The sequence below is a fragment of the Pseudonocardia sp. UM4_GMWB1 genome (assembly GCF_017312155.1).
GTDB lineage: Bacteria > Actinomycetota > Actinomycetes > Mycobacteriales > Pseudonocardiaceae > Pseudonocardia > Pseudonocardia alni.
The window spans coordinates 3,856,664-3,880,395 of record NZ_QJPN01000001.1 but is presented as its reverse complement, the minus strand read 5'-3'; the positions used below and the strand labels follow the sequence as shown (position 1 = coordinate 3,880,395).

The window sequence follows — 23,732 nt, the reverse complement described above, 5'->3', positions numbered from 1 at the left end:
GCTCAGCCTCCCCACCGGCGCACGAGGTAGTCCCAGGCTGCCTGCACGGCGCGGTCGTTGTAGATGTGGTCCCGCTTGGCCAGCGACTCCTCGGGCGGCGACCAGGTCGGCCATCCACCGGCGGCGTGCGTGCGCAGCTGCTGCTCGCACGCCTGCTCGAGCAGCACCGCGGCGACGGTGGCCGCCGGCAGCGTTGCACCGACGGCCACGATGCCGTGGTTGACCAGGAACACCGCCCGGGCGTCGCCGAGTGTGAGCGCGACCGATCGGCCCAGGTCCGGGGTGAGGACGAGGTCCGCGGTATCGGTGAAGCGCGGGACCGCCGGTGGAACGAAGTAGTTGGCCGCGTGGCTGACCGGGCGCAGGTCCTGCCCGCTGGCGGCCAGGGCGACGGCATGTGGTGGGTGCGTGTGCACGACCGCGCCGACGTCCGGGCGGGCCGCCATGATCTCGGTGTGGATCGGGTACTCACTGTGCCGTGCGCCGTCGCCCTCGAGCACCGTTCCGGACGGGGCGACCAGGTGCACCCGCTCCGGCGTGACCTCGTCGAGCCCCCACTCCGCGGTCTTGAGCCAGACGCCGCGGCCGTGCGGGTCGCGGACCGAGGCGTGCCCCCAGATCAGGTCGTGGTGGCCGGTGGCGGCGAGCACCCGGCACGACGTGGCCACCAGCTGGCGGAGGTCGGTCGTCGCCGGGGTTACGGACTCGATGGTCATGCGGGTGCGGTCTCCGATCGTGTGGACGTCTTTCGCCCCACGATGTGGAGCGTCAGAGCAGGAGCTTGTCGATCTCCTCGGCTGCGGCGAGCAGCTGCGCGAGGACGGTTTCGCGGGTACCGGCCGTCATCCGGCTGACCGGGGCGGAGGCCGTCACGGCCAGCGGCGTCGGGCCGGAGGACAGCGCGACGGCGAGGGAGCTCACGCCCTCCTCGCTCTCCTCCTGGCTGGTCGCGAAACCTTGGCTGCGAACCTCGGCGAGCTCGCGCACCAGGTCGGTGCGGGTCCCCACGGAGTTGGGGGTCAGGCGGGTCAGCTCCTCGTCGGGGTAGATCCGGAACAGGTCCGCCTCGGTGAGGGTGGCCAGCATCGCTTTGCCGTTGGACGTGCAGTGCGCCGGCATCGTCCGGCCCAGCCGGCCCCCGACGCGCAGCGCCCGGCCGCTCTCGATCGAATCGATGAAATGCACGTCGCTGCCCTCGAGCCGGCCCAGGTGCACCGTCTCGTTCAGGTCGGCGTTGAGCCTCTCCAGCACCGGCCGCGCGCGGGTGCGTACATCGAGCCGCCGGAGGACGCCGAAGGCGAGCCCGTCCAGCGTCGGCCCCGGGATGTAGCCGCGGGTGCTGGGCTCCTGCCGCACGAACCCGCGATACTGCAGCATCATCAGCAATCGGTGCGCGGTCGAGGAGGCGACGTCGAGATACTGGCTGACGTCGGTGAGCCGCAGCCGCGGTCGCTCGCCGAGCAGCAGCAGGATCCGCAACGCGTTGTCGACCGACTCGATCGGATACCGCGGCGACTCGCCGTACTCCGGTGAGGGCGGAAAGCCCTCGACTCCGTCCATGGCACGACCCTACGCGATGTCTGCTGTGCAGAGAGTCGCACTCGGCATGGGTGGTGGCCGGGTCCGAACTCCGGTGTTCGCTCATGTCAGGCCAACCGTGCGAGCTCGTGCCGCCAGGCCGTGTCATGGTTGAACGAGCCGCCGAGATCGGGCAGCTCGGCCATGTCGGCCTCGGGCAGGTCCCGCAGCCGCCCGCCGGCCGAGACGACGGTCAGGGACAGCCGCGCGATCCGTTCCACCGACACCGCGTTCAGTACCGCCTCCGGCACGCCGGCGCCGGCGCTGGTCAGACCGTGCCCCCGCAGCAGCACCACCGGGCAGCTGCCCATGGCGGCCAGCATCTCCGCGGCCAGTGTGCGGTTGCGGATCAGTACCGCGCGGGGATACACCGGTACACCCGCGTGGGCCAGCTTCGTGCCGGGCATGTCGAACGCGCCGATGATCGGGCGGATACCCAGCCCGGCGAGGTCGGCTGCGACCACCATCTCCGGGTGTGCGTGTACGACGGCTGTGACCTCGGGCCGGGTCCGGAGGACCTCGGCGTGCAGCGGCAGCTCGTTCGGAGGGTCCCACCCCTGCAGCTCGTCCGGGGTGCCCGGCTCGCCGTCGAGCGTGACCAGGTGCACGTCCTGCGCCGTGGTCCAGGCGAGCCCGCGCTCCTGCGGTCCCCGGCAGCGCACCAGCAGCCGGCGTTCGTCGATCCGCAGGCTGATGTGTCCGAGATAGCCGGGGGCCAGGTCGCGAGCGGCCAGGACCCGGCAGGCGTCGGCGACCTGCCGGCGGAGCGGGGCCAGCTCCGTGCTCGGGTCGGTCACGACGTGCTCGCCGCGCGGCGGGCCGGGAGCCCGGCGAGCTGGGCCACGGCGTCGTCGAACGTCGCGGCAGTGCCCATCAGCCTGCGGCAGACGACCAGCGCCTTCGGCCAGTTCACCGTGACCGCACCGCACAGCAGGCCGCTGTCGTCGGTGTAGACCGCGGCGCCGCGCGCCTGCGCGCCGTCGAGGTCGCCGAGCAGCTCGTGCCGGGTCGCGGCGCCCGGCCGTCCGACGATCTGGATCCGCCAGTCGTACTGGTCGCTCCACACGTACTCGACCGGGCGGTGTGCGCGGAGGTCGTCGGGGTGCACAAGGTTGTGCGCGACGACGGCGGCCTGCTCGACGGCGTTGGTCCAGTGCTCGACGCGCCGGTGCTTCTCGAGGCCCGGGTGGTACCAGCGGGCCACGTCGCCCACCGCGTACACGTCGGGGGATCCCGGTGCGCGGCCGTGCTCGTCGCAGACGACGCCGTCGTCGACCAGCAGGCCGGAGTCCTGCAGCCAGGCATCGTTCGGGATCGCGCCGATCCCGACCACCACCGTGGCCGCGTCGAGCTCGGTGCCGTCGGTGAGCCGTACCCGCAGGTCTCCGGGCCGCCCGCGCACGTCCTCCACGCCCACCCCGAAGCGGGTGGCGACGTCGTGCCGGTGGTGCAGCGTGGTGACGTGCTCCGCCACGGCGTCGCCGATCACCCGGCCGATCGGAGCCGGCAGCGGATCGACGACGGTCACCTCCCGGCCCAGTGCGCGGGCGGTCGCGGCCACCTCGGCCCCGATGAAACCGCCGCCGACGACGACCACGGGGCCCTGCGCGCCGAGATCACGGCGCAGCGCAGTGGCGTCGGCGAGCGAACGGAGCACGTGCACCCCGGATCCGGCGACCCACGGGGAGGGCCGGGCGTCGGCTCCGGTGGCGAGGACGACGGCGTCGTAGCCCAGCGCCGTGCCGTCGGCGAGCTCGATACGCCGGCCGGCGACGTCGAGCCGCGCCGCGCCGACGCCCAACCGCAGCTCGATGCCGGCCGCCTCGGCGGCCGCGGTGCCGAGCAGCGTGATCCGGTCGGTGTCCCACGTACCGGCCAACAGCTGCTTGGACAGCGGCGGCTTGTCGTAGGGGAGGTCGGCCTCCTGCCCCACCAGCACGATCCGGCCGGTGAATCCTTCGGTGCGCATCGCCTGCGCGGTGCGTACGCCGCCGACGGAGCTGCCGACCACGACGACGGTGCCGGTGGTCCGGTCCATCAGTCCTCGATGCCCAGCGCGTCGACCGGGCAGCTGCGGGCCGCTTCCTGCACCCGCGGGCGGTCCTCGTCGGCGATCTCCGTCCGGAGCAGCACGACCTTGCCGTCGTCGTCGATGTCGTAGACGTCCGGGGCGCCGGTGATGCAGTTGCCGTATCCCTGGCATGCCTCGACGTCGGCCAGTAGCCGGGCCATGGTGGTCCTCTCTGTGGGGTGGGTCGGGTTCGTCACGAACGCTTTCGCGGCGCGGAGACGCCGGTTCCGCCGTCGGGGTGCACGACGCCGCCGGTGATGCCGCGCGCGCGTTCGGAGGCGAGGAAGACATAGCTCCAGGCGTGGTCCTCGCCGGACAGCGCCACCTGCAGCGGCACCCGGGCGGCCAGCTCCTGCTCCCGGCCGGGGGTGTCACCGAGGCTGCGGTCGGCGGTGCCCAGGCTCGGCAGTCCGCGCAGGTCGGTGCCCACCGTGCCGCCGGGCGCGACGCCGTTGACCCGTACCTCGGGCGCCAGGTCGTGGGCGAGGGCGGTGACCAGTCCGCGGACGGCGAACTTGGAGGACATGTAGAGGACCCCGCCGCGGCCGGGGGAGTAGGACGAGGTCGACTCGGTGAGCAGCACGACCCCGCGTCCGGACTCCTGCAGGTGACCCAGCGCCGCCTTCACCGAGTGCAGGTGGCTCAGGACGTTGGTCCGGAACATCTCGTCGAAGGCGGTGTCCAGGACGTCGGCGTCGAGCTCGGTGATGCTGCGGTAGAAGTCGAACACCCCGACGCAGTTGACCAGGACGTCCAGCCCACCGAAGGCCTCCACCGCGGCTGCGACGGCACGGTCGTTGTCGTGGCGGGTCGTCGCGTCGCCGACGGTGACCGGCACCTCGGGTCGGGCCGCCGCGAGGGCGGCCGACTTCTCGGCGTCCCGTTCGAGGACCGCGACCCGGGCGCCCTCGGCCCGGAACACGTCGACGACCGCGCGGCCGATGCCCGACCCGGCCCCGACGACCAGGGCGCGCCTGCCCGCCAGCCACCCGGTCACGAGTCGACCCCGCTCGGTGCGGGCGGTGTGTCCTCGTCGGGGATCAACGGGGCGAACGGGGTGCCGATCATCGCGGAGAACGTGGCGGTGTTCTGCCAGGTCAGCGACTCGAGCTCGAGCGGGCACAGGGTGACCCACTGCCCGGACTTGGGCGACTCGACCAGCAGCCGCGCCCCGTTGCGGGTGCGGACCAGACGCACCCGGACCTCGGCGAACTCGTTCGCCACCGTGATCGGCTCGCCGGCGGCGTTCTCCAGCAGCTCGGCGTGCTCGGACGCGGCCCGGCGCGCGGCCCGCGCGTCGGCCTGCTCGCCCTCCCACCCCAGCGTCACAGGAAGATCGCCAGGTTCTGCATCCGCATGACCGAGTCGTCGACCAGGATCGTGCGGCGGGCCAGCTTCCAGCCCTCGGGTGTGGAGCGCAGCAGATCCTCGCGCCCGGCGGAGACGAACGAACCCTCGCGGACGTCGCCCCGGTTGCGGAACAGCAGCGTCGCCGACTCCACCACCAGGTGATCGGGGTCGTCGGCGGCGAACGTGCGCACGTTGCTCAGGTGGTGGCGCAGCCGCGACGGGGGGTCCTCGGTCCAGGCGTGCTCGGTGAGGAACCGGGCCACCCGGCGCGAGAGCGAGTACTTGTCCTCGTCGAAGTGGGCCATGCCCGGCGAGGTGTCGTAACCGGCGCCCAGGGCGGTGGTGACCCGTACCGGCATCAGGTAGTGGATGTCGTCGGTGAGCAGGTCGAGCCACTCGCTGTAGGCCTGGGCGTCGAGCAGCCACGCCTCGTCGACCAGCCACTGGTGGGCCGTCAGGTGGCGCTCGTCGCCGAAGCCGATGGTGGTCCCGGTGCGCTGCACGCGGGAGGCGTGCCCGCCGAGGGCGGACCGCGACGAATGCGTCCCGGGACCGGTCGGTGCGGTCGTGGTCGGGTTGTTCATGCCGGGGTCACCGCCTCAGGCTCACCGACGGTCAGGGTGCCGGCGGTCGCCTGTGGGGTCGCCAGATCGTCGGCCCAGCGATGCAGCAGTGCCCGCTGGTTGTACTCGCTGTAGCCCGTGTGGGCCGAGCCCGGGCCGTGGAACTGCTCGGGCGTCAGCTGGGGGACGACCTCGGTGTCGTCCTCGAGGATCCCCATCCGGCTGTTGAGCTGGAGCCGCCGTGCCATCGAGCCGGCGGCGGTGTTGGTGAGCGAGACCCAGTTCTCCACGTCGTCCTGCTCGAACATGCCGGTCGAGCCGAAGCACATCAGATAGGCCTTGTAGGACAACGCCTTGAACTCCTCCGGGGCCTCGGCGTCGACCGCGAACCAGGACAGCACCTCGGTCTCGTCCTCACTGATCGGCTGCCACTGCCGGATCGAGATGAACGGCAGCACGTCGTCCGACTCGGCCACCCGGGGCCAGTTGTGCACGAACGACAGGTTCGGGTAGATCGACGCCGCGCTGATCATGAAGCCGTCGGTGCCGACGAGATCACGCTGATCCTGCGACCACTGCTGCGTCATCCGGTCGACCATCTCCTGGGGGTAGCCGACGTAGCGCAGCCGCTCGTCCAGGGTGCCCGGCGGGAGCTTGTAGGTCGTCCCGCCGCCGGCCCCGGCCCAATAGGTGGCGCCGTCCTTGCGCTTCTCCGCCTTGGGCTCGCGGAACAGGCCGATCTCCACGACCGAGGTGTGGGTCTGCGGGGTGTGGTACATGTCGCCGGCGAAGTTCTCCGCGCCGATCTTCCAGTTCGCCTTGACCCGCCACCGCTGCGGGCCGCGCAGCTCGATGCCGCTGGCGCTCTGCTTGGTGTAGTAGTCCAGGTAGAACCGGAAGTCACCGAGGAACTCCTCCAGCGGAGGAGCCTGCGGGTCCATGCTGAGGAAGATCATGCCGTTGTAGGTGGCCAGGTTCGGGGCCGGCAGCAGCCGCTGACCCTTGCGCTTGAAGCCTGCCTCGCCGCCGTAGGCGTCCTGGTGGAACGGCAGGCCGACGATCCGGCCGTCGTTGCGGTAGGACCAGCCGTGATAGGGGCAGCGGAAGTGTGAGGCGTTCCCCATCTCGGCGCGGCAGACCTGCATGCCCCGGTGCAGACACATGTTGAAGTGCGCGCGGATCTCGCCCTGCTCGTCCCGGGTGACGATGAACGAGTCCTCCAGCACCCTGCGGACCACGTAGTCGCCGGGCCGGGCGATCTCGGACTCGTGCCCGACGAAGACCCACGCTCGGGAGAAGACGCGCTCCTTCTCGAGTTCGAAGATCTCCCGGTCGTTGTAGACGTGCGCGGGGATCATCCCGCGACGCACGGCGTCGAGAACGTCGGTCTGGTCGGTCATCGATCCGTCCCCTCGGGCGCCCGTGGGCCGCCCCGGTGCGTGTTCTGCTTAGAAGAGTCCATCTCTGTTCAGTAGAGCAACTTGCTCTGGGTGCGTCAACCGGGTTCAGCCCTGCAGAGCGACTGTCACGGCCTTGGTCTCGCTGTAGGACAGCAGTTCCTCGACGGACTCCTCACGCCCGACGCCGGAGGACTTCGTCCCGCCGAAGGGGAGTCCCCAGTAGTGGCGGGAGCTGCCGTTGATCCAGACGTAGCCGGCCTGCAGTCGCCCGGCCATCCGGTGCGCGCGGGTGACATCGCTCGTCCACACCCCGGCGGTGAGGCCGTAGTCGGTGCGGTTGGCGATCTCGACCGCTTCGGCCTCTTCGGCGAACGTGAGCACCGAGAGCACCGGGCCGAAGATCTCCTCCATGGCGGCGGGGTTGTCCGGTGCCATGTGGGTGAGCACGGTCGGAGCGACGTACCAGCCCTGCTCGCCGACGGTGTCGGGGCGCCCGCCACCGGCGACCACCTCGGCGCCGGCATCGGTCGCGGCGTGGATCGCACCGAGCGTCTTGTCGTACTGCCTGCGGTCGATCACAGGGCCCATCTGGGTCCCGTCGGTCAGCGGGTGCCCGACCCGGACGGCGCGCACCTGCTCGACCACGGAGGCCAGAACCTCGTCCGCGATCGACTCGTGCAGCAGCAGCCGGCTGGTCGATCCGCAGGACTGTCCGGCGGTGGCGGTGAAGTTCATCCCGGAGACGGCGCTCGCCGCCGCCGCGTCGAGGTCGGCGTCGGGCATGACGACCAGGGCGTTCTTACCGCCGAGTTCCAGGGTCACGTACTTCACGCCGGACTCCGCGGCCTCGCGCTGGATGAGCCGCCCGGTGTCGGGTGCCCCGATGAAGCCGATCCTGCGGATCAAGGAGTGTTTGACCAGCGCCCGTCCGCTGACCGCGCCACGACCCGACACGACGGCGCACAGGTCGGGCCCGAACACCTCGGCGGCGAGCTCGGCCATTCGGAGCGAGGACAACGGCGCCTGGTCGGGAGCCTTGAGGACGACGGCGTTACCGGCGACCAGGGGAGCGGCGACCTTCCCGGCGGCGAAGAACAGCGGATGGTTGAACGGGACGATCCGGCCCACCACCCCGTAGGGTTCCTGCAGGCTGTAGTGCAGGTTCTGCGACAGCGGGTAGGTCGCCCCACCCAGGGCCAGGGCGTGGTCGGCCATGATCTCGAGCAGGGTCGCCGCCGCATCGACGTCGGCCCGCATGACCGGCAGCGGGAACCCGGCATCGACCGCGTCGAGGGTGGCGAGTTCGTCGGTGTGTGCCCGCAGTAGAGCCGCGAACTCGCGCACCGTCGCCGCGCGCGCCCTCGGCGGGAGCGATCCCCAGGCGCGCTGTGCCCCGGCGGCGGCCACCACGATCCGGTCCACCTCCTCGACCGAGCAGTCCGGGGCGTCGGTCAGGATGCCGCCGGTCGTCGGGTCCTCCACCTCGTAGCGGGCCGTACCGCCCAGCGGCCGACCGCCCAGGAGAACCTCGAAACGGCCGTCGACGACGGCGCGAGGGGTGTCGGACACGGTCATGGGTGAGTCCTTCCGGAAGAACGAGCCGGCGGCGTGTCGTCGCCGACGTGCGGCAGGAGGAGGTGTCTCCCCGGGTCGGCTCAGCTCGTGGGCAGGACGAACAGGAGCCACGTGATCACCGGTGCCGTCACCACCATCGCCGCGCCCCAGCCGAGCATCGTGCGGAACAACGGCCGCCGCTCCTGCTCCGGCGCGGTGGCCAGGGTCAGTGCTCCGACCGAGGAGAAGGGGGTGGAGTCGACGACGGTCGCGGAGATCGACAGCGCGATGATCATTCCGGTCACACCGACCTCGCCCTGGACGAGGAACGGCACCGCGAGCGGGATGAGGACTCCCAGCAGACCGGCGCTGGAGCCGAACGCGGACGTGAACGCGCCCACCAGGCAGAGCAGGTACGCGGTGAGCAGCGGCGCACCCAGCGCGGCGATCCCGCCGCCGATCACGTCGACCGTGCCGTAGCGCTGCAGTGCCCCGACGAAGGTCACGATGCCGCAGATGAGCAGCACCACCGACCACACGATCCGCTTGTCGGCCAGCTGGAAACGGGACGGGAACGTCAGGTGCAGCAGCGCCGCCGCGATCAGGGCCAGGAACCCGATCTCCAGGTCGAGGACGAGGGCACCGACGGCGACGGCGACGATGACGACGATCGTCACCATCTGGTCCAGGCGCAGCCGGGTGCGATCCGGGACGTCCAAGGACGGCCTCGTGGAGGTCGTGCCCGAGGCCGCCCCGCCGTGCCCGGCGTCGACCGCGCTGCTCGTCGCATCGCCATCGGCCACATGCGTCCCGGCGCTGCCCGCGCGGACGAGCGCAGCGACGCTCGTCGCCTGCTCGTGACGCCGGCGCAGCAGGTCACGACCGCCGAAGCAGAGGTAGATCACGACGGCCAGCATGATGTTGTACGCCGCGTTGCCGAGGAAGAGTTCGGCGGCGGAGACCTGGAGTCCGTTGTTCTCGGCGGTCTGGCGGACGATGACCGCAAGGCCGTTGAGCGGCGAGAAGTTCCCGAGGCACGAGCCGTGCATGACCATCAACGCCGCCATCCGGCGGTCGATCCCGTAGCGCTCACCCAGGCGCATGCACAGCGGGGCCAGCATGGCGACGCCTGCCGGGCCGAGTGCGCCTGCCGTGGTCGGGATCGCGGAGAAGGCGAAGATCAGCCACGGGACCAGGACGGGGCGGTCGCCCACCAGCCCGATGGCTCGATCGACCAGCCACTCCAGGGTCCCGTTCACCGCGGCCAGGCCGAACAGGTAGGTCACCCCGACCAGCAGGACGAACAGATCGGGGGGGAATCCCGCGATCGCCTCGTCGGGGCTCTCGCCGACGACGAGGGTGCCGACGAGGAATGTCGCGATCAGTGCGAGTGCGCCGATGTTGACCGGTCGGACTGTGCCCACGATGAACACGAGTACGAGGGCCACGACGCCGATGACGTGGATGGACACGGCTCTCCCGCCGACGGTGGGTCGCGCGGCGACCGGGACGGCACGGTCCCGCCCTTCGAGGTTGTTCGCCGCAGGAAGGAAACTTCCTCTGTGATGCAGAAGGACTTTCTGCCAAACTCACGACTGTGTCAATACACACGGGAAGCCCGGCGACAGGGGGATCCATGGAGATCGAGGACGGGGCCACGGCTCGGACGGGGGCGGACCTCGTCGTCGAGTGCCTGGCTGCAGAGGGGGTCGACCTGGTCGCCGGGGTGCCGGGGACGACGGTCATGGACCTGATCGACAGTCTGGCCCGCCAGCAGGCCGTCCGGTTCGTCTCGACCCGTCACGAGCAGGTGGCGGGGTTCCTGGCCGATGGTGTGTCCCGGTCCGGTGCGGGGGTCGGGGTCTGTCTCGTCTCCCGTGGCCCTGGAGCGGCCAACGCCGCGATCGCCGTGCAGAACGCCTACGACGAGTCGGTGCCGCTGGTGCTGCTGGTCGGGCAGGTGTCTGCCGGGGTCGTGGAGCGCCGCGCGTTCGAGGAGTCCGACGTCGTCGCCACGTTCCGGCCGATGAGCAAGTGGGCCGTCGAGATCCATCAGGCGGAACGGGTACCGGAGCTGCTGCAACGTGCCGTCCGCACGGCCGTCGGTGGCCGCCCGGGACCTGTCGTGGTGTCGCTGCCGCTGGACGTGTTGCAGGACGTCGTGGACGACGCTGTCCGCCCGGCCGTGCGCTCACGGAACCACCCGCCGGGCCCGGCTCCCGCGGCGGTGCGGGACGCGGTCGCGCTCCTGCGCGACGCGGAGCGCCCCGTGGTGCTGGTCGGCGGTGGTGGTGGCGGGGACCCGGCCGCCGTGCTCGAGCTCGCCGACCGGCTCGGAGCTCCGCTGCTCACGACATGGCTGCGGCAGGGCTCCGTCCCGCACGACCATCCCGCGTTCCTCGGTGCGCTGGGCTACGGCGCGCACTCGGTGACCGAGGACGTGGTCCGCGACGCCGACGTACTGGTCGCGCTGGGCTGCCGGTTCTCCGAGTTCACGACCAAGCGGTGGACCCTGGTGTCGTCGGACACCCGGCTGGTCCACGTCGACGTCGACCCGGAGGAGCTCGGGCGGGTGTACCTGCCGGAGGTGGGCATCGTGGCCGACGCCGCGCTCGCCGCCCGGGCGCTGACCGAGGCTGTGGACGGGACTGCACCGGACCTGGCCGCGCGCCGCGCCGATCGCCGCAGTGCTCTGCGGGAGTCGTACGAACGGGCGTCCTCCCTCTCCTCGCCCGCGCTGGCCGACGACGATCCCGCCGGGGGCGTGAGCAGTGTGGCCGCGGTGTCCGCCCTGCAAGGGATCGCCGACACCGACGGCGTCCTGCTCGTGCAGGACGCGCCCAGCTTCGGCCCGTGGAGCCACCGCTACCTGCGCCTGCACCGCCCCGGGTCGTTCTTCGGCTCTGCGGGCGGGGCGATGGCGTGGGGCCTTCCCGCCGCGATGGGGCTGGCGCTGGCCCGCCCCGGCCAGCGCGTGGTCGCGGTCAGCGGGGACGGCAGCTTCTGGATGGTCGCCCAGGACTTCGAGACCTGTGTCCGGGAGTCGATCCCGGTCGTCAACGTCGTGATGAACAACAGCGCCTACGGCAACACCCGCGACCGGCAGCGGGCGGCGCATGCCGGGCGCTATCTCGGGGTCTTCTACGGCAATCCCGACCTGGCCGAATTCGCCCGGTCCCTGGGCGGTTACGGCGTACGGGTGACGGCCGACGACGAGCTCGGCCCGGCGCTGGAGAAGGCCCTGGCCCAGGACGGACCGGCGATCGTGGACGTCGTCCAGGACCAGATGTACGGGCTGCCGCCCGGGCTGCTGCCCCCGGCAGCCCGCTGAGTCCGCCGTGTCGGAGACGCTGCGGCTCCCGGTGACGGTGTCGGCCACCCGCCGGCCTCTGCCCGGGCGTCACGAGCAGCTCCACGCCTGGGCGGCGGAGCTCGGCGCCGAGGCTTCCCGCGTCCTCGGCCACCTGGACTCGCAGGTCGAGCGCCACGACGACGGTGCCGTCACGGTCGCGTTGGTCTTCGACAGCGCGGCCACGCTCGCCGTCTGGGAGGCGAGCGCCTCGCGGGCCCGGTGCCTGGCTGCCGCCGACCTGCTCACCGACGGGGCACCGGCCCCGGTCACCGTCGGCCGGGCGCAGCCTTCCGGTGCGCCGCCCCGGTGGCGGACGGCCGTGGTGGTCTGGGCCGGCTTGTTCCCGTTCTCTTTGGTGTTCACCGCCACCGCCGGCCCGGTCGTGACGACGTTGCCGGTGCTCGCCCAGTCCCTGGTCACCAGCATGGTGCTCGTCCCGCTGGCGGTGTACGTCGGCATTCCGCTGGTCAACGCGATGCTCCGTCGGTGCGGTCGTTGACCCGCCCTCCCGGCGGTGCTCACCGACTCCGGCAGTCGCACGAACGACGGCGACGAGCCCGACCCGGATCCGCCCCCCGAAGGAGCTGCACATGATCTGCGAGGAAGACATGACCTGCGAGACGAGCGGGCGACGCGCCGCGGGGCGCCCCGGACCCGGAGGTCCCCGATGAGCCGCGTCCCGCTCACCCTGGCCTGCTGGGACTACGACCGGACCCGCGCGCTGGCCGACGGCACCGTCCGGCCCGACGGCGTCGACCTCACCTATCTGAGCCTCCCGGTCGAGGAGACCTTCTTCAGGATGCTCCGGCACCGGGAGTTCGACGCAGCAGAGATGTCACTGGGGTCCTATGCGACCGCAGTCGCGGCCGCACCGGACGCCGGCGGTCTGATCGCGATCCCGGCGTTCCCCTCGCGATCGTTTCGGCACCACGGCATCTACGTGAACGGCGACAGTGGGATCGAGAACCCGTCGGACCTGGTCGGCCGCACGGTCGGCGTGCCCGAGTACCAGCTGACGGCCGTGGTGTGGATCCGCGGGATCCTGGCCGACCGGCACGATGTCCCGGTGGCGTCGGTGCGGTACCGGACCGGTGGCATGCACTCGCCGGGCCGGGTCGAGAAGCAGGCCCTGGACCTGCCGCCGGAGATCGACGTGGCACCCATCGCTCCGGACCGGACGCTGGTGGACATGCTCGTCACCGGTGAGATCGACGCGCTCTACGCACCCCGCACGCCACGCCCGGTGCTCGAGGGCCGGCCCGAGGTGCGACGCCTGTTCGCCGACCCCCGCGCGGTCGAGGAGCAGTACGCCCGGGACACCGGGATCTTCCCGATCATGCACACCGTGGTCCTGCGGCGGGACGTCTACGAGGCGCGGCCCTGGCTGGCCGGTTCCCTGCTCAGTGCGTTCGAGCAGGCCAAGTCGCTCTCGATGGCGCGCATGGCGGAAACGGCGGCGAACCCCTACGCCGTCCCCTGGCTCTACGACGAGGTCGAGCGGACCCGAACGCTGCTGGGCCGGGACTTCTGGCCCTACGGCCTCGATGCGAACCGCCGGACGCTGGACGTTTTCCTTCGCTATGCATACGAGCAGGGCCTGACCGGCCGCCAGCTCGCCCCCGCTGAGCTCTTCGCGCCCGAGACACACGAGGCCTACGTCATCTGAACTGCGTGGCCGCTTCGTGGAGGCCATCGAGCAGACGACCGGTGTGGAGCCTCCGCTCGGGTAGGTCCGTTCAGCCCGGGCGGCGGCAGGGTGAAGTCGGCCAGCACGGCGTGGACACCCCCCTCGAGGTGGTGCCCACCGGACCTCGGCGGGCATGGTGCATGCCGTGTCGGGCTGTGCTCGACGGCTCGCGTGGGCGAGGGCTCTCTGCCCGGAGGTCCGCCGTGGCGCTCAGTCGAACGCTGACGCGGTACCGCAGGAGGGACGCGAGATGGAGGGGCCATGCGCGATCCGAACTGGGTCTCTCTCAGCGCTGCGCTCGGGCTGGCCGGCAGCACCCGCTACGCCATCGGATTGGACACGAGTTCACACCCGCGAGCGGGTCGGCTGAGATCCGGTGTGTTCCTACTCCGTGGCCTGGTCGACCACGGCGGCCTGGAGCGTGACTACGCCCGTACCGCACCTGTCTCGACCTACCTGTTCTCCGATCCCCAGCACCCACCTTGAGCGGTGAGACGGTGTCCCGCCCGACCGCGGCCCACGGCTCCGACGTCGTATGCACCCTTGCCCTCCCCGGCCAACCGTCCACACCGGCACCGGCCGGCAACAGCTGGACGTGCAGATGATCGCCTACTGGGCCGCCTTCGCCCGCACCGGCGACCCGAACGGGCCCGTGCCTCCCCGGCATGGCCGGCCACCACCCCGACCTTCGTCCCGACGCTCGAACGGACCGCGGCACCGGGACCCGGCCCGGTGTGCCGATGACAGGTGGGTCGAAGAGCGAACGACGTTCCTCCCTTCGTAGGGGCGTGGTCCTCCGCCGGAACGATGCGCAGAATCGGATGAGATCAATACCGTGCGTCCCATGTCGCGAACCCGTCGGACCGCGGTCGGTGGGGTCTCCCCGACACCGGATTCGGAGCGCCTCCTGGCGCCGGATCTGGCGCGGGGGGTGATGCTGCTGCTCATCGCCCTCGCCCACTCCCGGATGCTGCACGCGGGCGGGAACCTGCTCGCCAGGCCTGCCGGTGGCGGCCCGGTGGACGTCGCCGTGCAGTGGCTCCTGACCTCCGTCGTCGACGGGCGGGCCGCGCCCCTGTTCGGGCTCCTGTTCGGCTACGGCCTCGTACAGATGACCCGGCGCCAGACCGGCCCGGGCGGGGACCCCGCGAACGCGCGGCGGCTGATCCGCCGGCGCGGTGCCTGGCTGGTCGTGTTCGGCATCGCCCACGTCGTCCTGCTCTACAGCGGTGACATCATCGGTTCCTACGGCGTGTTCGCCCTGCTGTTCGCCGGTGTGGTGACCTGGTCGGGCCGTCGGCTGTGGACGGTGTTCGTGGTCACGCTCGTGTTCGGGGTCGCGTCTGCTACTGCCCTGCAACAGTTCGCCGCGGACGCTCCGCTGGCCGTCGGGGCGACCCTGCTCGACAGCGCGGTGCTGCGCACGTCTGCCCTCGTGGTGCTGCCCCTCGCCGGGGTGAGCGTCGCGCCCGCGGTACTGATCGGGGTCTGGGCCGGCCGGATGCGGCTGCTCGAGCAACCCGACCGCTACCGGCGTCTCCTGACCAGGATCGTGCTGGTCGGTTTCCCGGTGGCGGTGCTGGGCGCGCAGCCGGTCGCGCTGCAGGCGGTGGGTGTGTGGGCCCCGGACTCGGTCGTGGCCGGTGTGCTGGCCGAGGCGACGTTCGCGGCGACCGGTATCGCCGGGGGGCTGGCCTTCACGGCCGCGATCGCGCTCGTGGCGGACCGCCTCGGCCGGCGGCGCGGACCGGTCACGAACGCGTTGGTCGCCTGCGGTCGCCGGTCGATGACGTTCTACATCGCGCAGTCGCCGGTCTGGTTCGTCGCCACCGAGCCGGCGTTGCTCGACCTCGGCGGCCGGCTCGGCGCCGCCGCGGCTGCCGCGGTCGCCGTCGCCACCTGGATGGCCACCGTGGTCGTCGCCGCTGCTCTGGATCGCGCGGGCCGGCGGGGGCCGGCCGAGGCCCTGCTGCGCCGCCTCACCTACGGCGCCGGGCGGGCTGCTCCACGCCCGGCGACTGCCTGACCACGTGCGCAGGGCGCGTCAGCAGCCCTGCGTGTTCCGGAGCTGCGGGCGGTACGAGTCCGCACCGCGACGCGGAGCGGACGGCGGGTGGCGGCGCGTGCGCTCAGGACCCACCGGAGCGCAGCGTCCGGAGGTAGGGTGCTGCGCTCGGCGGCACGCCAGGCACCCTGACGACGCGCCCGTCGATCAGCTCGAGCCGCACCACCTCGTCCCCGGGACGTGGGTCGAGTACCGCTGCCACCCGGCACCAGGGCAGGGCCGTGCCCGACAGTACGAACCGGATGCCCCTGTCGGAGACGACCGCCACCGGCACCAGCCACAGCGCTGCGATGATCACCACGGTGATCGGCGCGAGCACCAGCCATGCCGACGTGTTCTGCAGGATCGACAGGTAGATGCCAACCGCCAGGGGTGCCCCGACGAGCATCGTGAACCAGCTGCGGGTATATCGCGCGCCCCAGTACGTCCTGCGGCCGGGATTCGGCTTGTCTTCCATCGTCGCCTACCGCCGGGTCCCTGCGGCCGAGGTCGGTTCCGGCAGACATCCCGAACGCGGCGGACCGGACCGTCGCACCACAGCCGGAGGACGGTCCATGTCGTGATCCCGGGTCGCGCTCCGATGCAGGCCGGCGTTGTACCGACGCGAGAGGCGGTCTCGTGCCGCCCGGGCACCGCAGGCGCGGGCGTCGGACCGACCGGGCGGCGTGCTGACGGGCTCGCTCCCCGTGGGCTTCCGGCTCCTGGTCCACATCGTCGTCCTGTACCCGCGACAGCGGGGAGTATCGCCGAGAACGGCGGTGCATCCGGTCACCGGGCGCCGGTCGAGGTGCCGGGGCGCGGCAGGAACCGGTGGTGCAGCGGGGCGGCCCCAGCGCCTTCCTGGCTCCATGGCAACGGGATACCGTCGCGGTCGCCGCCGGGCTCGGCCGGCCGCTGGTCGGCCTTGTCGTCGGAGGTGACGACGGTGGGGTCCGTGGTCACTGTTCCGGTGGTGGCCGCTGCCGAGGCGGCGCGGCGGGCGAGAAGTCGCACGGGGACGGACATGGAGGATCGGGTTCCGGGCCTCGGCTACGTTCGCGCAGGGTGCGGCTCGGTGGCACCACGTGTGCGGCGCGGTAGTAGGCCGCGAACCGCGACGGGTCACCGGAACCCACCTCGTGGCGATCTCGGCGACGGTCGCGGTGCGCCGGTCTGCGGCGATCAGGTCGCGGTGGGCGCGATCCAGACGTACCGGGTTGCGGCCGGGCGGAACCCGGATGGTCCTGGGCTCGTGCCGTGAGGTGTGGGCCGCGACGATTCGGGTAGCTGCACGGCACCGGGTCGAGTACAAGCTCGCCGTTCCGCCCGGAGCGCTCCGCGCGCGACGGACCTGTGCTGGGAGCCGACCATGGAGAATCTCGGATCTGTGACCCACGGCGGTCGTACCTCACCGCCCCGACCGGGCGCGGAGCGACCGTTCGTGACCCACCCTCATGACGGCACGACGGTCATCCGGACACGGGGCCATCTCGACTCGGCCTCCGGTGGCCGGTTGTTGCGCCTCCTCGATGCGGAGATCGAGATGGCCCGGGCCGGTCACCGACGGCTCGACATCGTCGTCATCGACGTGTCGGCGTCGGACACGATCAGCCGAGGTGGCCCCGAGGCGCTCGCGCACGCGCTTCATGCCTGTAGCCGTCGTCGGATCGGCTTCGCCGTGGCCGGGACCTTCGACCTGCGTTTCCTGTCGCCCGCCGCGCAGCGGAGGTTGGCTGCGCTCACCTGGTACCCGACCGTCGAGGTCGCCATCACCTCCGTCACCGGGCGGAGGTGACGTTCCCGGCGGATGTCCGCCGACGCCGGTCAGGCGCACTCCACCCGGTTGCGGCCCGCGCGCTTGGCGGGGTGGAGCGCCGCGTCGGCCTCGGTCAGCCCTGGACGGGTGCACCCCGTCGCGGGTGACGGTTGTCCCGGGCTGGCTCCGCGATCAGCTGCGTGGTGTCGATCGGCGCCTGGGTATCGACGCCGAACTGGTCGTCACCGCACTCATCGCCAACGCTCATGATCACGGGGGGTGGGGTGGACATCGTCCGCATCTACGTGCATCGCCGACCTGTCCAGGTGCGCGTGGAGGTCGATGACGGGCTTCCGCAGGCATCACCGACGGTCGGCCGGTCGCGGCTGGGTGGATTCGGCGGACGCGGGCCGGCCATCGTCGACTCGGTGGCCAGCTGGGGTGTCATGCGCCGGTTGCGGGACCAGACGGTGTGGGCCACGGTCGGTCCCCGGCAGAACCGCGGAGTCGGGGGAGGGGACCGATGAGGCTGCCGGCGCGGATCTGTCCGCCGGAGGTGCTGCCGCTACCCGACGGCGCCCGGTTCGGCCAGGTCGGGGCCGTGGCCGTTCCGGGGCTCGGCCTGTCGGTCCGCGGGTGGGAGCCGACGCTGTCGTGCCTGGGTCTGCCGTTCCCGGCGACGGCGCTGGCGCTGCCCGCCTACGGGGTGCCCGCCTCGCCGCGGGCGCCGCTGGACCCGCGGTCGTCGGCGCGGCGGCTGCTGCGGCGGATGGACGACCTCGGGATCGGATCCGCCGTGCTGCTCGGCCACTCGGCGAGCTGTCAGGTCGTCGCCGAGGTGGCTCGTTCCGCCCCGGGTCGGGTGCCTGCCCTGGTGTTGGTGGGCCCGACCGCGGACCCGCGTGCCGGGAGCTGGGCTGCGTTGGTGCGGGGGTGGCTGCGCAACGTGGTGGCCGAGCGCCCGGGGCAGGTGCCGCAGCTGGTGCGCGACTACACCTACAGCGGCATGGTCAGCTTCGTTCGCGCGCTGGAGGCCACGCGGCGCCACCCGTTGTCCGATGCGGTCGGCGGGTTCGGTGGGCCGGTACTGCTGCTGCGCGGCGTTCGCGACGGGATCTGCTCGGCCGACTGGCTCGTCCGGCTCGCCGCCTCCGCCGCGGCGGCCGAGGTCGCCGACGTCGCCTCGGCGGCGCACATGGCGCCGCTGACGCACGGCGCCGAGATGGCCGCGGCGCTGCGCCCGTTCCTCGCCTCCGCCGGGAGCGGTCGGCCGAGACCCGAGCCGCAGCCGGCCCGCTCGGCGTGACCCGCACGGCCACTCCATGTCCCGATGGCGGACGACCACGACCATCCCGAGCTGAACTTCGACCCGCCCGACGACACCGAGGTCTGGCTGGAGTGGCGCGGGCCGCGAGGGGTGGCCCCCGCGGCCCGCGTCCGGTGCTCAGCGGCTCCCGGCGCGCGTGCGGCGCGGATCCGGGGCGGCCTCATCCGGGAGGCGGCGCAGGAATTCCGCTTCCAGCGCGAGCATCCGGGTGGTGTGGACCTGCAACGCGTCCTCGGTCCCACCGAGGACGGTGTCGTGGCGGGTTGTGTGCAGGTGGGTCATCTCGCGGCGCAGGTCGTCGTCGGCGAGGTCGAGCGGGGCGACGCCGTGAGTGGCCGCTGCGTCCTCGCCGGACGTGCCGACGTCTGCGTCGCAGGCGTCCGAGGAGGCACCGCCGTCGGGACGCAGCCCGGGCGGAGCGGTCATGACAAGCGCCTACCCGGTACCCGCCGCCGTAGGCCCGGCCACACCGCGGCCGGAAACGCGCCGCGCCCGTCGCGCGGACGGGACTCTCGTCGTCACCGGTTCAGTAACGCAGCCGCCCCGGGAACGAGCGTGGAACGACGACGGGAATCAGGCGTGCTGAGCCGGCGGTATGGGCAACGACGGCGCGTGGCGGTGTCCGCCTCAGGAGCCGGCCGGTGAACCCGGAGCGCTACCGATCCCTGCGCGCCGAGGTGCTCGCCGCCGCGCCCTCGAACGGCGCCGGCCCGAGGACGTGCAGCTGACCACGGGGAAGGGTCCCTGCGTCGACGCGCTGCGTAGCGGCCGTCCGGTCCTGGTTCCCGACCTGGGCCTCGACCCGCGGTGGCCCGCGTTCGTCGCTGCCGCCCGCGAGCACGGCGTGTCCGCCTACGCCCTGGACCTCCCACCGGAGGAGGCCCTGCTGCTGATGCGCGCCCGGGCCTTCGCCGACGGCACCACCGTCGACGCCCTCGCCCGGGCCCTCGCCGACCGCAGGCTCCCTGCCCGGCTGGAACCGCCGGACGCAGGGACCGACCGACGACCGCGGGCGATCGCCCCGGTGTGCCACCGTGGGCCGGCGGCGCACCTGCCGGCCGCAGCGTGGGGCGTGGAAGGAGCAGGACATGCAGCAGTGCGTGCCCGACGAGGGCGGCATGCCGGCCGAGCAGCCGCAGCGGGCGGTGGACCGCCGCGCCCGCATCGAGCAGGCCGTGGGGTGGTCGGCCCAGCAGCACGACCTCCCCCGGAGCGGGCGCACGTGCTGCTGCGCGAGGCGGCGGACCGCCGTGGCGAGACTGTCGCCGACTGGCGGACGCCGTGCTGCGTCGCGACGACGTGCTCGGGCCGTCCTGAGAGCGCGCGCCGCGCCGCGCCGCGGGGTGACCGCCGCGCACCGGGGTCAGGGGCGGTTCCCGGTCGCCGGGTGTCCGACGACCAGCGGGTCCGGTGTGGCGACGACGGCGACGTCCTTCGCCGGGTAGTCGAGCCCGGAGAGCAGGCAGCGCATCGCCTCGATCCGCCCGCGGCGCTTGTCGTCGGAGTCGACGATCGTCCACGGCGCGTGCTCGGTGTGGGTGCGCTCGAACATCGCCTCCTTGGCCGCGGTGTAGTCCTCCCACCGCGCCATTCCGGCGGGGTCGACCGGGCTGAGCTTCCACTGGCGCAACGGGTCCAGCACCCGGATCACGAACCGGGTGCGCTGCTCGGCGCGCGACACGGAGAACCACAGCTTCAGGAGATGGATGCCGTCCTCGACCAGCGAGCGCTCCAGGCCGGGGACCTCGCGTACGAAGCGCTCGTACTCGTCGTCGGTGCAGAAACCCATGACCCGCTCGACGACGGCCCGGTTGTACCAGGACCGGTCGAACAGCACGATCTCCCCGGCTGTGGGCAACTGCTCCAGGTACCGTTGGAAGTACCACTGCCCCTGCTCGGTGGGCGTCGGCTTGTCGAGGGCGACGACCCGGGCGCCGCGCGGGTCGAGGTGCTCGGTGAAGCGCTGGATGGTGCCGCCCTTGCCGGCGGCGTCGCGGCCCTCGAACAGCACGACGACCCGGGCGCCGGAGTCCTTCACCCATGACTGGAGCTTCAGCAGCTCGATCTGCAGGGCGCGTTTGGTGCGCTCGTAATCCTCGCGCGGCATCCGCTCGGTGTAGGGGTACTCCTCACACCACGTCCGGACCTCCCGGCCGTCGGCGTCGACGAGGACCCCGTCACCGTCGACGTCGTCGTGCACGCTCCAGGTGTGGGTGTCGTCGAGCAGGTCGACGGTCCGCAACGCCTCCCGAAGCTCACGCCGGGTCGACGCGGACCGCCCCGCGACGTCGGGCAGCCCGCGGAAGCCGTCCACCGCCTGTCCGATCGACGTCATGGCACCCCTTTCTCCGTCTCCGTGCGGAGGTACCCGGCCCCGGCCGGGCGAATCGTCCGGAATCGCCCCGCCGCCCCATCCGTGCAGGACCGCTCGCGAGCGGGTAGCCGTGACGGGTGAACCCGCGACGCATCCTGGACCCCGCGCGGCACGACGAGTCGCTACGCGCGCTGCTGCTCGGCCTGGAACTGTCCGGCCTCGACGACGGCACCCTGTGGTCGAACTACCTGGCCCTCGGCGGCACCCGAGGGCCGGACGGTCTGTCCGCGCTGCTGCGCGGGGAGCACCCGATGTCCGCGCTGGAGCACGACGTGATCGCCCAGGTCCTGAACGAGACGTTCCTCGACCAGGGTGCGGACCATCCGGTGCCCTACGCCGACGAACTGCCCCGCTCCTGACGCCGGGCCACGGCGTCCTCGACGACCCACCGCGCCACGTCGGCCAGCTTCATGTTGGTCTCCTGCGAGCTGGTGACCAGGCGGCGGAACGCGGCGTCGTCGTCGAGCCCGAAGCGCTCGATGAGCACGCCCTTCGCCCGGCCGATGATGTCGCGGCTCTCCAGCGCCCGCTGCAGGTAGGCGGTGTGCTCGGCGCCGTGCAGGAGCATCGCGGCCTGCACCGCGAAGAGCCCGGCGACGGCGTGGGCGGTGTCGCCGAAAGCATGCGGGTTCTGGGCGTAGAGGTTGAGCGCTGTGTGTGGGCCGGTCCGGTGAGCCAGTCCGGTCGACACGATCGAGCGGTAGCCCAGCCGCGTGGCTCGCGGTGCGAACCGCGGCCAGCGCGCCGCGTCGGGGCCCGCGAGGTCGTCGGCGTGCACCACGCCGGAGGCAGGGGGACGGTCGGCGGCGTCCACGCAGGGTCCCTCGCCGAGCCGGCTCTGCGTGGTGTCGAGCCGAGCGATTCGGGGAGTGCTGGGATGGTGCGACGTGACCCGCCGCCCGTGGGTGCGGGAGATGCCGCCGCCCTCGGCGCCGGGCACGGTCGCGACCGCGGCGGTGACGATGCCGCGCAGCGCGTCGTCGAGGTCGGTGATGTGGCGGGCGGACACCAACCCGGCCGCTGCATCGCGCAGCTCGGCGAGGACAGCCTCGGTATCGGGGGGCACGGTCATAGCGGGCACCTCTCCGTGTGCCGGGTGGTCCCGGAGTCGTCGTGTGCGGTGTCGCGGTCGAGGGCCTCGGCGATCGCCTCCCGGGCGTGGGCCCCGATCAGGAGCCCGGTGTGTCCACCCGGAACCTCCATGTTCACCGCCTGCGGATCGGTGCATACGCGCGGCGGGGCGACCCGGTCACCACGGCTGTAGATGCAGGTGAACGGCACCGTCGCGGGTACCGGTGCGCGTTGGGCGTCGCGGAACCCGCGGCAGCACCGTCCCACGAGGCATGCGGTTCGGGCGACCCCCGTGAGGCCGGCGGTCCCGACGCTGGTCAGCGCGGCGACGGTGACGAGCATCGGCGCGCGCAGCCCGACGAGGCGGAACGGCGTTCCGACCGTGATCAGGCCGGACACGAGTTCCGGACGGCGGTGGGCGAGGGCGCGGGCGAACTGCCCGCCGCGGCTGTGTCCGACCAGGCGCACCGGTCGCCCGGTCGCGTCGGCGAGTTCGGCGAGCTGTAGCTCCAGTCGGTCGGTGGTGGCGCGCCCGCACCCCAACCCGGCACCGACGGCGGCCGCGACCACGGGATGGCCGCGGGCGCGCAGCCAGCCCGCGAGCGGGCGCAGGAACGGGGCTGTGGTGCCGAAACCGCCGAACAGCAGGACCGGATCGCGGTGGACGTGCAGGTCGGGCCACGCAGCCGGTTCGGCGGCGGGCATCGTCAGCTCGCCGGCCTTCTCCAGACCTGCGGCGACGAGAGCGGTGAGCACACGGACCTCCGGTCGGGGCCCTCCGCCTACCCGGCACGCCCGGACGCATGCGTGGCGCCGGAACGCGGTGGGGCGCGCCGACACGACGACGGGTGGGGTCCGGACCGTCCGGCTTCGCCTCGCACTGCAGCAGCTCGGTGTGTCGGAACACGTGTCGACCTCCTGGCCACTCGGGTCGCCGCCGGTTCCTGCGGCGGGGCCCTCCTACCCGGGAGCGACAGGATGATTCCGATGACCGTCATCCGTCCCGGATCCGTTCGGCGGTGCGCGTCCGGTACGCGGCCCGTCGCACTGCGGCGCCGTCCTCGAGCCCGGACCCGATCGCGCCGGCCACGGTGCCGACGACGGTCGCCATCAGCGCGGTGGCCAGGTAGTCGCCGAACCCGGCCCGGTGCCCGATCTCCTGTCCGAGGTAGTCGGGGGTCACGATCACCAGGAGCGCGGCCAGCGCGAGCGCGAACAGGACGGCGGTGTAGGCGGCGACGCCGAGCACCACGGTGACCACGGTCGCCGAGTTCCGCAGCCCGGTGCTGGGCCGGTCGCGCCGGCGCGGGTCGCCGCGGCGCTCCCACAGGCCGTGCCCGACGACCAGCCAGCCCCCGTGCACCATTACTGCGCCGGCCAGGGCCACCGCGAGCCGCCAGCCGGGCATCGAGGCCGCGAGCGTCCAGATACTCGGGTAGAGCACACCGAACCAGCAGGCGCAGCGCGCCGCCCCGGCGGGCGGGCACGGTGCCGGTGGAGCCGGACCCGGGGTCGAGATGTTGGGCGGCCATCGTCGTCACCGCGTCGCCGACGGCGCGCCGGGCGCGGTCGCGCAGCCGCAGTGAGCCGAGTGCGGGCAGCGAC

General features: G+C 72.6%; 25 protein-coding genes. 7 read left to right on the top strand and 18 right to left on the bottom strand.

All coding sequences use genetic code 11. From position 1 onward, the window contains the following. Positions 1 to 2: 2 nt before the first annotated feature. The 11 genes from DMP15_RS18025 to DMP15_RS17975 all read right to left on the bottom strand — a co-directional run bounded on the left by DMP15_RS18025 (position 3) and on the right by DMP15_RS17975 (position 9,988). Positions 3 to 716, bottom strand: a complete 714-nt coding sequence (locus tag DMP15_RS18025; protein ID WP_073575182.1) for a class II aldolase/adducin family protein — start codon at positions 714 to 716, stop codon at positions 3 to 5. A 52-nt stretch (positions 717 to 768) separates the two neighbouring features. Further along, positions 769 to 1,560, bottom strand: coding sequence for an IclR family transcriptional regulator (locus DMP15_RS18020; protein ID WP_073575181.1), 792 nt, complete (start codon positions 1,558 to 1,560; stop codon positions 769 to 771). 86 nt (positions 1,561 to 1,646) lie between these two features. Then, entirely contained in the window at positions 1,647 to 2,375 is a 729-nt protein-coding gene (locus DMP15_RS18015) for a class II aldolase/adducin family protein (protein WP_073575180.1), read from the bottom strand. Further along, positions 2,372 to 3,616, bottom strand: a complete 1,245-nt coding sequence (locus tag DMP15_RS18010) for an NAD(P)/FAD-dependent oxidoreductase (protein WP_073575179.1) — start codon at positions 3,614 to 3,616, stop codon at positions 2,372 to 2,374. Before DMP15_RS18010 ends, DMP15_RS18015 begins: the two co-directional genes overlap by 4 nt. Beyond that, a complete protein-coding gene (locus tag DMP15_RS18005; protein ID WP_010223632.1) occupies positions 3,616 to 3,810 on the bottom strand; it encodes a ferredoxin in 195 nt (64 codons plus the stop codon). Before DMP15_RS18005 ends, DMP15_RS18010 begins: the two co-directional genes overlap by 1 nt. A 32-nt stretch (positions 3,811 to 3,842) precedes the next feature. Then, the gene (gene hcaB / locus DMP15_RS18000) at positions 3,843 to 4,646 is read right to left on the bottom strand and encodes a 3-(cis-5,6-dihydroxycyclohexa-1,3-dien-1-yl)propanoate dehydrogenase (RefSeq protein WP_337826202.1); all 804 of its coding nucleotides are present in this window, start codon (positions 4,644 to 4,646) and stop codon (positions 3,843 to 3,845) included. Next, positions 4,643 to 4,978 (bottom strand): hypothetical protein, encoded by a 336-nt coding sequence (locus DMP15_RS17995; protein WP_179760123.1) that lies wholly within the window; start codon positions 4,976 to 4,978, stop codon positions 4,643 to 4,645. Before DMP15_RS17995 ends, hcaB begins: the two co-directional genes overlap by 4 nt. Further along, positions 4,975 to 5,583, bottom strand: coding sequence for a 3-phenylpropionate/cinnamic acid dioxygenase subunit beta (locus DMP15_RS17990; RefSeq protein WP_073575176.1), 609 nt, complete (start codon positions 5,581 to 5,583; stop codon positions 4,975 to 4,977). Before DMP15_RS17990 ends, DMP15_RS17995 begins: the two co-directional genes overlap by 4 nt. Then, entirely contained in the window at positions 5,580 to 6,962 is a 1,383-nt protein-coding gene (locus DMP15_RS17985) for a Rieske 2Fe-2S domain-containing protein (protein WP_073575175.1), read from the bottom strand. The genes DMP15_RS17990 and DMP15_RS17985 overlap by 4 nt, the downstream gene beginning before the upstream one ends. A 105-nt stretch (positions 6,963 to 7,067) precedes the next feature. Next, positions 7,068 to 8,537 carry an aldehyde dehydrogenase family protein gene (locus DMP15_RS17980; protein WP_073575174.1) on the bottom strand — a complete coding sequence of 490 codons (1,470 nt, stop codon included), beginning with the start codon at positions 8,535 to 8,537 and terminating at the stop codon, positions 7,068 to 7,070. 80 nt (positions 8,538 to 8,617) lie between these two features. Then, positions 8,618 to 9,988, bottom strand: coding sequence for an SLC13 family permease (locus DMP15_RS17975; RefSeq protein ID WP_073575173.1), 1,371 nt, complete (start codon positions 9,986 to 9,988; stop codon positions 8,618 to 8,620). A 164-nt stretch (positions 9,989 to 10,152) separates the two neighbouring features. On the opposite strand from DMP15_RS17975, the gene DMP15_RS17970 reads away from it, so the two are divergent. From DMP15_RS17970 to DMP15_RS17955, 4 genes are all read left to right on the top strand, one after another. Beyond that, positions 10,153 to 11,847, top strand: a complete 1,695-nt coding sequence (locus tag DMP15_RS17970) for a thiamine pyrophosphate-binding protein (RefSeq protein ID WP_179760118.1) — start codon at positions 10,153 to 10,155, stop codon at positions 11,845 to 11,847. 7 nt (positions 11,848 to 11,854) lie between these two features. Further along, positions 11,855 to 12,367, top strand: coding sequence for a hypothetical protein (locus tag DMP15_RS17965; protein WP_073575171.1), 513 nt, complete (start codon positions 11,855 to 11,857; stop codon positions 12,365 to 12,367). A 168-nt stretch (positions 12,368 to 12,535) separates the two neighbouring features. Beyond that, the gene (locus tag DMP15_RS17960; protein ID WP_073575170.1) at positions 12,536 to 13,534 is read left to right on the top strand and encodes a 4,5-dihydroxyphthalate decarboxylase; all 999 of its coding nucleotides are present in this window, start codon (positions 12,536 to 12,538) and stop codon (positions 13,532 to 13,534) included. Between the two features lie 865 nt (positions 13,535 to 14,399). Beyond that, positions 14,400 to 15,581 carry a DUF418 domain-containing protein gene (locus DMP15_RS17955; RefSeq protein ID WP_073575169.1) on the top strand — a complete coding sequence of 394 codons (1,182 nt, stop codon included), beginning with the start codon at positions 14,400 to 14,402 and terminating at the stop codon, positions 15,579 to 15,581. Between the two features lie 103 nt (positions 15,582 to 15,684). On the opposite strand, the gene DMP15_RS17950 is transcribed toward DMP15_RS17955, so the two are convergent. Both DMP15_RS17950 and DMP15_RS17945 read right to left on the bottom strand, forming a co-directional pair. Continuing rightward, positions 15,685 to 16,077, bottom strand: a complete 393-nt coding sequence (locus DMP15_RS17950) for a hypothetical protein (protein ID WP_139282766.1) — start codon at positions 16,075 to 16,077, stop codon at positions 15,685 to 15,687. Positions 16,078 to 16,388: 311 nt separating this feature from the next. Next, positions 16,389 to 16,562 carry a hypothetical protein gene (locus tag DMP15_RS17945; protein WP_157818245.1) on the bottom strand — a complete coding sequence of 58 codons (174 nt, stop codon included), beginning with the start codon at positions 16,560 to 16,562 and terminating at the stop codon, positions 16,389 to 16,391. Between the two features lie 478 nt (positions 16,563 to 17,040). Here DMP15_RS17945 and DMP15_RS17940 point away from each other — a divergent pair, with 478 nt between their 5' ends. Both DMP15_RS17940 and DMP15_RS17935 read left to right on the top strand, forming a co-directional pair. Beyond that, the gene (locus tag DMP15_RS17940) at positions 17,041 to 17,394 is read left to right on the top strand and encodes an STAS domain-containing protein (RefSeq protein ID WP_073575167.1); all 354 of its coding nucleotides are present in this window, start codon (positions 17,041 to 17,043) and stop codon (positions 17,392 to 17,394) included. Between the two features lie 484 nt (positions 17,395 to 17,878). After that, entirely contained in the window at positions 17,879 to 18,661 is a 783-nt protein-coding gene (locus DMP15_RS17935; RefSeq protein ID WP_073575166.1) for an alpha/beta fold hydrolase, read from the top strand. 138 nt (positions 18,662 to 18,799) lie between these two features. On the opposite strand, the gene DMP15_RS17930 is transcribed toward DMP15_RS17935, so the two are convergent. Together DMP15_RS17930 and ppk2 are read right to left on the bottom strand one after the other, a co-directional pair. Next, the gene (locus DMP15_RS17930) at positions 18,800 to 19,108 is read right to left on the bottom strand and encodes a DUF6158 family protein (protein ID WP_073575165.1); all 309 of its coding nucleotides are present in this window, start codon (positions 19,106 to 19,108) and stop codon (positions 18,800 to 18,802) included. 937 nt (positions 19,109 to 20,045) lie between these two features. Next, positions 20,046 to 21,017: a polyphosphate kinase 2 gene (gene ppk2, locus DMP15_RS17925; RefSeq protein WP_083658396.1), complete on the bottom strand. Its 972-nt coding sequence runs from the start codon at positions 21,015 to 21,017 to the stop codon at positions 20,046 to 20,048. 116 nt (positions 21,018 to 21,133) lie between these two features. On the opposite strand from ppk2, the gene DMP15_RS17920 reads away from it, so the two are divergent. After that, positions 21,134 to 21,415, top strand: a complete 282-nt coding sequence (locus DMP15_RS17920) for a hypothetical protein (protein WP_073575163.1) — start codon at positions 21,134 to 21,136, stop codon at positions 21,413 to 21,415. On the opposite strand, the gene DMP15_RS17915 is transcribed toward DMP15_RS17920, so the two are convergent. The 3 genes from DMP15_RS17915 to DMP15_RS17905 form a co-directional block, all read right to left on the bottom strand. Continuing rightward, positions 21,388 to 22,128, bottom strand: a complete 741-nt coding sequence (locus DMP15_RS17915) for a GAF and ANTAR domain-containing protein (protein WP_083658394.1) — start codon at positions 22,126 to 22,128, stop codon at positions 21,388 to 21,390. The two genes, DMP15_RS17920 and DMP15_RS17915, sit on opposite strands and share 28 nt — an antisense overlap. Further along, a complete protein-coding gene (locus DMP15_RS17910) occupies positions 22,125 to 22,883 on the bottom strand; it encodes an esterase/lipase family protein (RefSeq protein ID WP_073575162.1) in 759 nt (252 codons plus the stop codon). Before DMP15_RS17910 ends, DMP15_RS17915 begins: the two co-directional genes overlap by 4 nt. A gap of 238 nt (positions 22,884 to 23,121) precedes the next feature. Beyond that, complete coding sequence (locus DMP15_RS17905) at positions 23,122 to 23,571, bottom strand: hypothetical protein (RefSeq protein ID WP_139282764.1); 450 nt, start codon at positions 23,569 to 23,571, stop codon at positions 23,122 to 23,124. Positions 23,572 to 23,732: the final 161 nt, after the last annotated feature.

Coding starts and splice junctions, on each gene's coding strand:
- DMP15_RS17990 (WP_073575176.1), bottom strand. CDS start 5,583: ATGAACAACCCGACCACGACCGCACCGACCGGTCCCGGGACGCATTCG.
- DMP15_RS18020 (WP_073575181.1), bottom strand. CDS start 1,560: ATGGACGGAGTCGAGGGCTTTCCGCCCTCACCGGAGTACGGCGAGTCG.
- DMP15_RS17980 (WP_073575174.1), bottom strand. CDS start 8,537: ATGACCGTGTCCGACACCCCTCGCGCCGTCGTCGACGGCCGTTTCGAG.
- DMP15_RS18005 (WP_010223632.1), bottom strand. CDS start 3,810: ATGGCCCGGCTACTGGCCGACGTCGAGGCATGCCAGGGATACGGCAAC.
- DMP15_RS18010 (WP_073575179.1), bottom strand. CDS start 3,616: ATGGACCGGACCACCGGCACCGTCGTCGTGGTCGGCAGCTCCGTCGGC.
- DMP15_RS18025 (WP_073575182.1), bottom strand. CDS start 716: ATGACCATCGAGTCCGTAACCCCGGCGACGACCGACCTCCGCCAGCTG.
- DMP15_RS17960 (WP_073575170.1), top strand. CDS start 12,536: ATGAGCCGCGTCCCGCTCACCCTGGCCTGCTGGGACTACGACCGGACC.
- DMP15_RS17930 (WP_073575165.1), bottom strand. CDS start 19,108: ATGACCGCTCCGCCCGGGCTGCGTCCCGACGGCGGTGCCTCCTCGGAC.
- DMP15_RS17955 (WP_073575169.1), top strand. CDS start 14,400: ATGTCGCGAACCCGTCGGACCGCGGTCGGTGGGGTCTCCCCGACACCG.
- DMP15_RS17985 (WP_073575175.1), bottom strand. CDS start 6,962: ATGACCGACCAGACCGACGTTCTCGACGCCGTGCGTCGCGGGATGATC.
- DMP15_RS17935 (WP_073575166.1), top strand. CDS start 17,879: ATGAGGCTGCCGGCGCGGATCTGTCCGCCGGAGGTGCTGCCGCTACCC.
- DMP15_RS17950 (WP_139282766.1), bottom strand. CDS start 16,077: ATGGAAGACAAGCCGAATCCCGGCCGCAGGACGTACTGGGGCGCGCGA.
- ppk2 (WP_083658396.1), bottom strand. CDS start 21,017: ATGACGTCGATCGGACAGGCGGTGGACGGCTTCCGCGGGCTGCCCGAC.
- DMP15_RS17970 (WP_179760118.1), top strand. CDS start 10,153: ATGGAGATCGAGGACGGGGCCACGGCTCGGACGGGGGCGGACCTCGTC.
- DMP15_RS17915 (WP_083658394.1), bottom strand. CDS start 22,128: ATGACCGTGCCCCCCGATACCGAGGCTGTCCTCGCCGAGCTGCGCGAT.